Source organism: Hydrogenophaga sp. 70-12, from assembly GCF_001897365.1.
Lineage (GTDB): Bacteria > Pseudomonadota > Gammaproteobacteria > Burkholderiales > Burkholderiaceae_C > Hydrogenophaga > Hydrogenophaga borbori.
Map to the genome: position 1 here is coordinate 1 of NZ_MKSS01000317.1, position 7,567 is coordinate 7,567.

9 protein-coding genes are annotated in these 7,567 nt (G+C 70.1%); 2 read left to right on the forward strand and 7 right to left on the reverse strand.

All coding sequences use genetic code 11. The features are described 5' to 3' along the window. Nucleotides 1-450 (reverse strand): RNA methyltransferase substrate-binding domain-containing protein (locus BGO22_RS16735; protein ID WP_286851841.1); only part of this gene is annotated, 450 nt, incomplete at its 3' end. Nucleotides 451-505: 55 nt separating this feature from the next. Beyond that, nucleotides 506-1,198 (reverse strand): ABC transporter ATP-binding protein, encoded by a 693-nt coding sequence (locus tag BGO22_RS16740; protein WP_070400067.1) that lies wholly within the window; start codon nucleotides 1,196-1,198, stop codon nucleotides 506-508. Here BGO22_RS16740 and BGO22_RS16745 point away from each other — a divergent pair. Beyond that, on the forward strand, nucleotides 1,197-1,862 hold the full coding sequence (locus BGO22_RS16745) for an arylesterase (RefSeq protein ID WP_070400066.1): 666 nt from the start codon (nucleotides 1,197-1,199) through the stop codon (nucleotides 1,860-1,862). The two genes, BGO22_RS16740 and BGO22_RS16745, sit on opposite strands and share 2 nt — an antisense overlap. 8 nt (nucleotides 1,863-1,870) lie before the next feature. Continuing rightward, the gene (mnmH, locus tag BGO22_RS16750) at nucleotides 1,871-2,953 is read left to right on the forward strand and encodes a tRNA 2-selenouridine(34) synthase MnmH (protein WP_070400065.1); all 1,083 of its coding nucleotides are present in this window, start codon (nucleotides 1,871-1,873) and stop codon (nucleotides 2,951-2,953) included. 5 nt (nucleotides 2,954-2,958) lie between these two features. Here the strand turns inward: mnmH and BGO22_RS16755 are convergent, their stop codons facing one another. The 5 genes from BGO22_RS16755 to BGO22_RS16775 form a co-directional block, all read right to left on the reverse strand. Further along, complete coding sequence (locus BGO22_RS16755; protein WP_070400064.1) at nucleotides 2,959-3,156, reverse strand: hypothetical protein; 198 nt, start codon at nucleotides 3,154-3,156, stop codon at nucleotides 2,959-2,961. A 28-nt stretch (nucleotides 3,157-3,184) separates the two neighbouring features. Then, nucleotides 3,185-4,375: a PLP-dependent transferase gene (locus tag BGO22_RS16760; protein ID WP_070400063.1), complete on the reverse strand. Its 1,191-nt coding sequence runs from the start codon at nucleotides 4,373-4,375 to the stop codon at nucleotides 3,185-3,187. A gap of 4 nt (nucleotides 4,376-4,379) precedes the next feature. Further along, complete coding sequence (locus tag BGO22_RS16765; protein WP_070400062.1) at nucleotides 4,380-4,904, reverse strand: phosphoribosyltransferase; 525 nt, start codon at nucleotides 4,902-4,904, stop codon at nucleotides 4,380-4,382. 78 nt (nucleotides 4,905-4,982) lie between these two features. Further along, complete coding sequence (locus tag BGO22_RS16770; RefSeq protein ID WP_070400061.1) at nucleotides 4,983-6,371, reverse strand: adenylosuccinate synthase; 1,389 nt, start codon at nucleotides 6,369-6,371, stop codon at nucleotides 4,983-4,985. 12 nt (nucleotides 6,372-6,383) lie between these two features. Further along, nucleotides 6,384-7,550 (reverse strand): ATP phosphoribosyltransferase regulatory subunit, encoded by a 1,167-nt coding sequence (locus tag BGO22_RS16775; protein WP_070400060.1) that lies wholly within the window; start codon nucleotides 7,548-7,550, stop codon nucleotides 6,384-6,386. Between the last annotated feature and the right edge of the window lie 17 nt (nucleotides 7,551-7,567).

The window sequence follows — 7,567 nt, forward strand, 5'->3', positions numbered from 1 at the left end:
GGCCACGGTGGCGTTCAGGCCCACCGCGTGGTCCTTGGGCGCCACCACGGCGTGCGCGCCCGCGCCGTCGGCCACGCGCAGGCAGGCGCCCAGGTTGTGCGGATCGGTCACGCCGTCGAGCACCAACAGCAGCGGTGCCTGGCCCGCGCCGTCCACCTGGTCCAGCAGATCGTCGAGCGAACGGGCCTGTTCGACGGGCAGCACGCGCGCGGCCACGCCCTGGTGGCCGTGGCTGCCGGCGAGCTTGGCGATGCGCAGCGCGTCGGCCTCGATCAGGCGCACGCCGGCTTCCTTGGCGCGTTCGAGGAACTGGCGCATGCGCGCGTCGCGCCGCGAGCTGTCCACGTAGACCTCGACCAGGCTCTGCGGCGCGGTCTTCAGGCGCACGCCAACCGCGTGGAAACCGAACAGGACTTTGGTGGCGGACGGGGCTTTGGGCGGGGCGGACATGGGCGCGATTATCGGCCCCCCGCCCCGGCGGCCCCGCCAGCCCGCGCGCGGCGCCTCAGGCCGCGACGCCGGCGCTGATGTCGGCCACCTGGCCCGCGCTGATGGTGATGCGGCGCTCGCAGCGCTCGGCGATGCCGCGGTCGTGCGTGACCAGCACCAGCGTGGTGTGCTGCTCGCGGTTGAGCTCGAACATCAACTCCATCACGCTGGCGCCGGTGGCGAAGTCCAGGCTGCCCGTGGGCTCGTCGGCCAGCAGCACGGCCGGGCGCACCACGAAGGCCCGCGCCAGGGCCACGCGCTGCTGCTCACCGCCCGACAGCACCTTGGGGTAGTGGTTGAGCCGCTCGCCCAGGCCCACGCGCTGCAGCATCTGCGTGGCGGCGGCGCGGGCGTCGCGCCGCCCGGCCAACTCCAGCGGCAGCATCACGTTCTCCAATGCGGTCAGGTTGGCCAGCAGCTGGAAGCTCTGGAACACGAACCCCACCTTCTCGGCGCGCAACGCGGCGCGGCGGTCCTCGTCCATGGCGAACAGATCGACACCATCGATGTGAACCGTTCCCTGCGTCGGGGTATCCAAGCCCGCGATGATCGACAGCAAGGTGCTCTTGCCCGAGCCGGAGGCGCCCACGATGGCCACGGTTTCGGCGCGGCGCAGGCTGAAATCGATATCGCGCAGAATGGTCAGCGTGCCCGTCGAGTCGGACACCGACTTGAACACATGGCTGACCGCAATCATCACATCGGACATGAAGCATTCCCTGAAGACGAACCGCCGCCACTTTAGCCTGAGCCTGGTGGCGGCGTGGGCGCTCGGCCAGGCGGGCGCGCTGCGCGCCCAGGGCAAGGCCGAGCCCGTGGTGCTGGTGGTGGGCGATTCGCTCAGCGCCGAATACGGCCTGCGCCGGGGCAGTGGCTGGGTCGCGCTCACCGAAGAGCGGCTCAAGGCCGAAAAGGTTCCGGCGCGGGTGGTCAACGCCAGCGTCAGCGGCGACACCACCTCGGGCGGGCGCTCGCGCCTGCCAGCGCTGCTCCAGCAGCACCGGCCCTCGGTCGTGGTCATCGAGCTGGGCGGCAACGACGCCCTGCGCGGCCTGCCGCTGAGCATGACGCGCGACAACCTGGCCGTCATGGCGCGCGCCGCCAAGGCCGCCGGCGCGCGCGTGCTGCTGCTGGGCATGGAAATGCCGCCCAACTACGGCGCGAAGTACGGACAGGAATTCCGCGAGCTGTTCGCCGCCGTGGCACGGCAGGAAAAGGCCGCGCTGGTGCCCTTTTTCCTCAAGGGCGTGGCCGACGGCGCCGACCCGCTGGCGCTGTTCCAGAGCGACCGCATCCACCCGAACGAGAAGGCCCAGCCCACCATGCGCGACACGGTCTGGCCTGAACTGCGCAAACTGATCGCGGCAGGATAATCGGGCCCATGCCCGTTGCCACCCTGAGCGCAGGCGACGCCCTGCGCCGCCTCGCCGAATTCGACACGATCATCGACGCCCGCACCGAGGACGAGCACGCGCTCGACCACGTACCCGGCGCCCTGAACTGGCCCACGCTGGACAACGCCGAGCGCATTGAGATCGGCACCATGTACAAGCAGGTGAGCGCCTTCGAGGCCAAGAAGCGCGGCGCCGCGCTCGCCGCGCGCAACATCGCCGCCCATATCGAGCGCGAGGTGCTCGACAAGCCCAAGAGCTGGCGCCCGCTGGTCTACTGCTGGCGCGGCGGCAACCGCAGCGGCGCCCTGGCCACCATCCTGGGCGCCATCGGTTTCCAGGTCACGCTCATCGACGGCGGCTACAAGGCCTGGCGCGCCGCGCTGGTGGACGACCTGCCCCGCCTGGCCGCGGGCTTGCGCTACCGCGTCGTCTGTGGTCCCACGGGCAGCGGCAAGACGCGGCTGCTGCACGCGCTGGCGGCTGAGGGTGCGCAGGTGCTCGACCTGGAGGGCCTGGCCTGCCACCGCAGCTCGGTGCTGGGCCACCTGCCCGGCCAGCCACAGCCCAGCCAAAAGGGCTTCGATTCCTTGCTGTGGGACGCGCTGCGCCGCTTCGACCCCGAGCGACCGGTGTACGCCGAAAGCGAAAGCAAGAAGGTGGGCAACCTGCGCGTGCCCGACGGCCTGATGGACGCCCTGCGCGCCAGCGAGTGCATCGCCCTGCGCCTGAGCGACGAGGAGCGCGTGGCGCTGCTGCTGGAAGACTACGACTACTTCGTGCGCGACCCCGAGCTGCTGATCGGGCGCCTGCAGGCCCTGCGCGCGCTGCGGGGCGGCGAGGTGGTCAACGGCTGGATCGGTCTGGTGCGCGCGGGGCGCACGCCGGAAATGGTGCGGGATCTGCTGGGCCAGCACTACGACCCCACTTACGCGGCCTCGACCTCGCGCAACTTCCGCCGCTTCGCCGAGGCCCTGCCTTGCGAGCCCACCGACCGGTCGATGGGGGCGATGCGAGCGGCCGCGCGCCGCCTCATCGACAGCGAAACGGCACCGGCCCCGAAGGCCGGTTGAGGCCTTCAGTTGGCGCCGCCGGCGCCACCATCGCCCTGCCCGGCATCGCCCGGCGCACCGGACGTCTCGCCATCGGGCTGGTCGGCACCGTCTGGGTGCTCGCTGGTCTTGCGCGCGGCCTTGGCGCGCAGTTTCTCTTCCTTCTTCTGCTTCTTGGCCAGCTCGCGCTGCCGTTTCTCGTAACCGTAGTTGGGTGTAGCCAAATCGCGCTTTCGTCGGGTTGAAGGGGGGTCAGGACCGCAAGCGGGGCAAGGCCTGCGCCAAGTCGGCCCGCAGGTCTTCGACGTGTTCCAGGCCGATGGCAAAGCGTACCAGACCCCCTGCGTGAGGCCAACCCAATGTCCGGATGGCGCTCATGCGGTACGGTGCGCACAGGCTGATGGGACCGGCCCAGCTCCAGCCCAGCTTGAACACGCGCAGGCTGTCGCAGAAGGCGTCGATGCGTTCCTGGGGAATGGACGCGTCGAAGGCTGCGCTGAACAGGCAGCCAGCCGCCTGGGCGTCGCGTTGCCAGGTGGCGTGGCCGGGCGAGCCCGCCAGCGCCGGATGGAAAACCTGCGCCACGCCGGGCTGGCCCTGCATCCAGTGCGCCAGCTCGCGCGTGGCGGCGTCCTGGGCGCGGTAGCGCAGTTCGATGCTGGGCAGACCGCGCAGCACGAGCTCGGCGTCGTTGCCAGCCACGCCCAGGCCCAGGCGCATGTGGCACAGCAGCACCGTGCGGTGCAAGGCCTCGTCGCGCGTGACCACGGAGCCCATGAGCACGTCGGCACCGCCGCTGGGGTACTTGGTGAGCGCCTGCACGGACAGGTCCACGCCCAGAGCGAAAGGCGCGAACGCGATGCCGGCGCCCCAGGTGTTGTCCAGCGCGGTGACGATGGGCCGCTCGCGGCCTTCGCTGGCCCGGCGCGCCACCGCCACCAGCGCGGGGATGTCGGGGAACTCGAGCGTGATGGAGCCCGGCGCCTCCAGCCACACCAGGCGCGTGGCCGACGAGATCTTCGCGGCCAGGTCGGCCGGGTCCATGGGATCGTAGAAGCGGTGCGCAATGCCCCAGGCCGCCAGTTCGCCCTCGGCGAAGGTTTTGCCGGGCCCGTAGGCGTTGTCCGGGATCAGCAGTTCGTCGCCCGTGCGCAGGAAGGCCATGTCCACCAGGGCCACGGCGGCCAGGCCGCTGGGCGCGAGCACGCAGTGCGCACCGCCTTCCAGGGTGGCGATGCGCTCCTCCAGGGTGAAGGTGGTGGGCGTGCCGTGCAGGCCGTAGGTGTAGCCGCTCTTGTCCTTCCAGTCGTAGGTGCGCAGGGCCTGCACGTTCGGGAAGATGACGGTGGAGGCCTTGTGCACGCCAGGCGCGACAGCCTCGAAGCCCTCGGGGGGCTTGTAGGGGTGGTGGATGAGCTGGGTGGACAGGCGCTCGCGGCTCATTCGCTCACAGCTTCCACTTTTCCAGCAGTTGCGCGGGGCGCAGGCTGTCGTAGCCCTCGAACGGCTGGTGGATCCACGGGTTGGTGGGCAGGTATTCCACCGAATAGTCGGGCGTGAAGGTGGACAGCTGCTTGGTCCAGATCACCGCGCTGCGCAACTCGGTGATAGGCGAGTAGTTGTTCTTGAGCAGGTCGATCACCACCTTGAGCGTGTGGCCCGAGTCGGCGAGGTCGTCGACCAGCAGCACCTTGCCGGCGATTTCGCCCTTGGGCGTGGTGATGTAGCGCGCGATGTCGAGCTTGCCCTGCACCGTGCCGGCCTCGGCGCGGTAAGAGCTGGTGGACATGATGGCCAGCGGTTTGTCGAAGATGCGGGAGAGGATGTCGCCCGGGCGCATGCCGCCGCGCGCCAGGCACAGGATGGTGTCGAACTCCCAGCCCGACTGGTACACCTTGAGCGCCAGCTTTTCGATGAGGTTGTGGTACTCGTCGTAGGAGACGTAGAGGTGTTTGCCGTCTTCGGTGAGCATGCGTGCGGACTCCAGGCTGGGAGGGTCGAAACAGTGTGTCGTGGGGCGGGCGAACGCCCTACCCGGGCTTACCCGTGCTCACCCCTGGAAGGGGTGCTGCAGCAGGATGGTGTGGTCGCGGTCGGGGCTGGTGGACACCACGTGGATCGGCACGCCGGTGGTCTCCTGGATCCGCTTGAGGTAGTGGCGCGCGTTCGCGGGCAGGTCCTCGAAGCGCGTGACGCCCACGGAGGACTCCGTCCAGCCGGGAATGGTCTCGTAGATGGGCTTGCAACGCGCGATCTCGTCGGCGCCCATGGGCAGGATGTCGATGCGCTCGCCGTCGAGCTCGTAGCCCGTGCAGAGCTGCAACTCGGTCAGGCCGTCGAGCACGTCGAGCTTGGTGATGCACAGGCCCGACAGGCCGTTCACCTGGGCCGAGCGCTTGAGCAGCGCGGCGTCGAACCAGCCGCAGCGGCGCGAGCGGCCGGTGGTGACGCCCTTTTCGGCGCCCACGGTGGCCATGTGCCAGCCCGGCGTGCCTTCCGTTTCCCAGTCGAGTTCGGTGGGGAACGGGCCGCCGCCCACACGCGTGCAATAGGCCTTGGTGATGCCCAGCACGTAGTGCAGCAGTTGCGGACCCACGCCCGCGCCGGCCGCGGCGTTGCCGGCCACGCAGTTGCTGGAGGTGACGAAGGGGTAGGTGCCGTGGTCGATGTCGAGCAGCGTGCCCTGCGCGCCCTCGAACAGCAGGTTGACACCCGCCTGGTGGGCTTCGTTGAGCTCGCGCGAGACGTCGGCGATCATGGGCTTGAGCTGCTCGGCCTGGGCCATGGCTTCGGCGTAGACGCGCTCGAACTGGATGGCGCCGTCCTTCATGTAGGGCGCGATCTTGTCGTCCCAGGCCATGTCGGCCGAATGCAGGTAGGTGGTGAGCACGTGGTTGTGCAGGTCCAGCAGTTCGCGCAGCTTGGCCGCGAAGCGCTCGGGGTACTTCAGGTCCTGCACGCGCAGCGCGCGGCGCGCGATCTTGTCCTCGTAAGCCGGGCCGATGCCGCGGCCCGTCGTGCCGATCTTCTCGGTGCCGGCCTTGACCTTGGCGGCCTCGCGCGCGATGTCCACCGCGGCGTGGAAGGGCAGGATCAGCGGGCAGGCCTCGCTCACGCGCAGGCGCGAACGCACCTCGACGCCAGCTTTCTCCAGTCCCTCGATTTCCTCGAACAGCTTGCCGACCGAGAGCACCACGCCGTTGCCGATGTAGCACTTGACGCCCGCGCGCATGATGCCGCTGGGAATGAGGTGCAGCGCCGTCTTCACGCCGTTGATGACGAGGGTGTGGCCCGCGTTGTGGCCGCCCTGGAAACGCACCACGCCCTGCGCGGTTTCGGTCAGCCAGTCGACCAGCTTGCCCTTGCCTTCGTCGCCCCACTGGGTGCCGACCACCACCACGTTGCGCCCGGGGGTTGCGGCGCGGTCCTTGTTGCTCATCTCGGTTTCCAGTCAAAGAGGCCGGACGGTCCAGCCGCCCGGGCGGCCGGTGTCGGGCACCAGCTCGCGGTCACACAGGAATTCATCGACCTCGTGCTCGTGCCCCGGCAGGGCACAGACCACGGTATGGCCCTGCGCGCGCAGGAGGGCCACCGCCTGGCGCAGGCCGGCGTCCATGCCCCAGGGAGCGCGGATGGCGGCCACCAGGGGGCGCGGGGCCACGCAGGCGACGAGTTCCTTGAGGTCGAGGCTGAAGCCCACGGCCGGGCGCTTGCGCCCGAACACGGCCCCCACCTCGTCGTAGCGGCCGCCGCGCGCGATGTCGGCGGCCGGGCCGCGCGCGTCGCGCGCGAAGACGGCGAAACGCACACCGGTGTAATAGGCATAGCCACGCAGGTCGGACAGATCAAACGAGACCGCCATGCCCTGCACGTGCTCGGCCAGCCACTGCAGCTCGTCCAGCGCGGCGTGCAAGGCCGGCGACGGCGTGAGCACGCGGCGTGCTTCGGCCAGCACCTGGGCATCGCCGAACAGCGTGGCCAGCGCGGTCAGGTCGCGCTGCACGGCCGCGGGCAGGGCCTTGGAGAGCAAGCGCAGCTCGGCCACGTCCTTGGCGGTGAGGGCGGCGTGCAGCAGGGCCACCCGCGCGGCGGGCAGCTTCAGCGGATCCAGCACGGCGTCGATGATGCGCACGTCAGCCAGATCGACCTGCAGCTCGCGCAGGCCGGCGCCGCGCAGGCAGGCCTGGGCCAGCTCCAGCGCCTCCAGATCGGCCTCCAGCCCGGCGTGGCCATATATCTCGGCGCCAAACTGAAGCGGCTCGCGGCTGGACGCCGGGCGCTCCATGCGCGTGTGCACCACCGGGCCGCAGTAGCACAGGCGTGCCACGCCCTGGCGGTTGAGCAGGTGGGCGTCGATGCGCGCCACCTGGGGCGTGCTGTCGGCGCGCAGGCCCAGCGTGCGGCCGCTGAGCTGGTCCACGAGCTTGAAGGTGCGCAGATCGAGCGATTCACCGGTGCCGGTGAGCAGCGACTCGATGTGCTCGAGCAACGGCGGCATCACCAGCTCGTAGCCGTGGGCGCGGGCGGTATCGAGCAGACTTCGGCGGAGTTCTTCGATGTGCCGGGCCTCGGACGGCAGGACATCGGCGATGTGATCCGGGAGGACCCAGGCGGACATGGCGTTTTCAGGCGCTG

Bases quoted from the DNA above. Each gene is read 5' to 3' on its own strand.
- BGO22_RS16745 (WP_070400066.1), top strand. From the start codon at position 1,197: ATGAAGCATTCCCTGAAGACGAACCGCCGCCACTTTAGCCTGAGCCTG.
- BGO22_RS16740 (WP_070400067.1), bottom strand. From the start codon at position 1,198: ATGTCCGATGTGATGATTGCGGTCAGCCATGTGTTCAAGTCGGTGTCC.
- mnmH (WP_070400065.1), top strand. From the start codon at position 1,871: ATGCCCGTTGCCACCCTGAGCGCAGGCGACGCCCTGCGCCGCCTCGCC.
- BGO22_RS16760 (WP_070400063.1), bottom strand. From the start codon at position 4,375: ATGAGCCGCGAGCGCCTGTCCACCCAGCTCATCCACCACCCCTACAAG.
- BGO22_RS16765 (WP_070400062.1), bottom strand. From the start codon at position 4,904: ATGCTCACCGAAGACGGCAAACACCTCTACGTCTCCTACGACGAGTAC.
- BGO22_RS16770 (WP_070400061.1), bottom strand. From the start codon at position 6,371: ATGAGCAACAAGGACCGCGCCGCAACCCCCGGGCGCAACGTGGTGGTG.
- BGO22_RS16775 (WP_070400060.1), bottom strand. From the start codon at position 7,550: ATGTCCGCCTGGGTCCTCCCGGATCACATCGCCGATGTCCTGCCGTCC.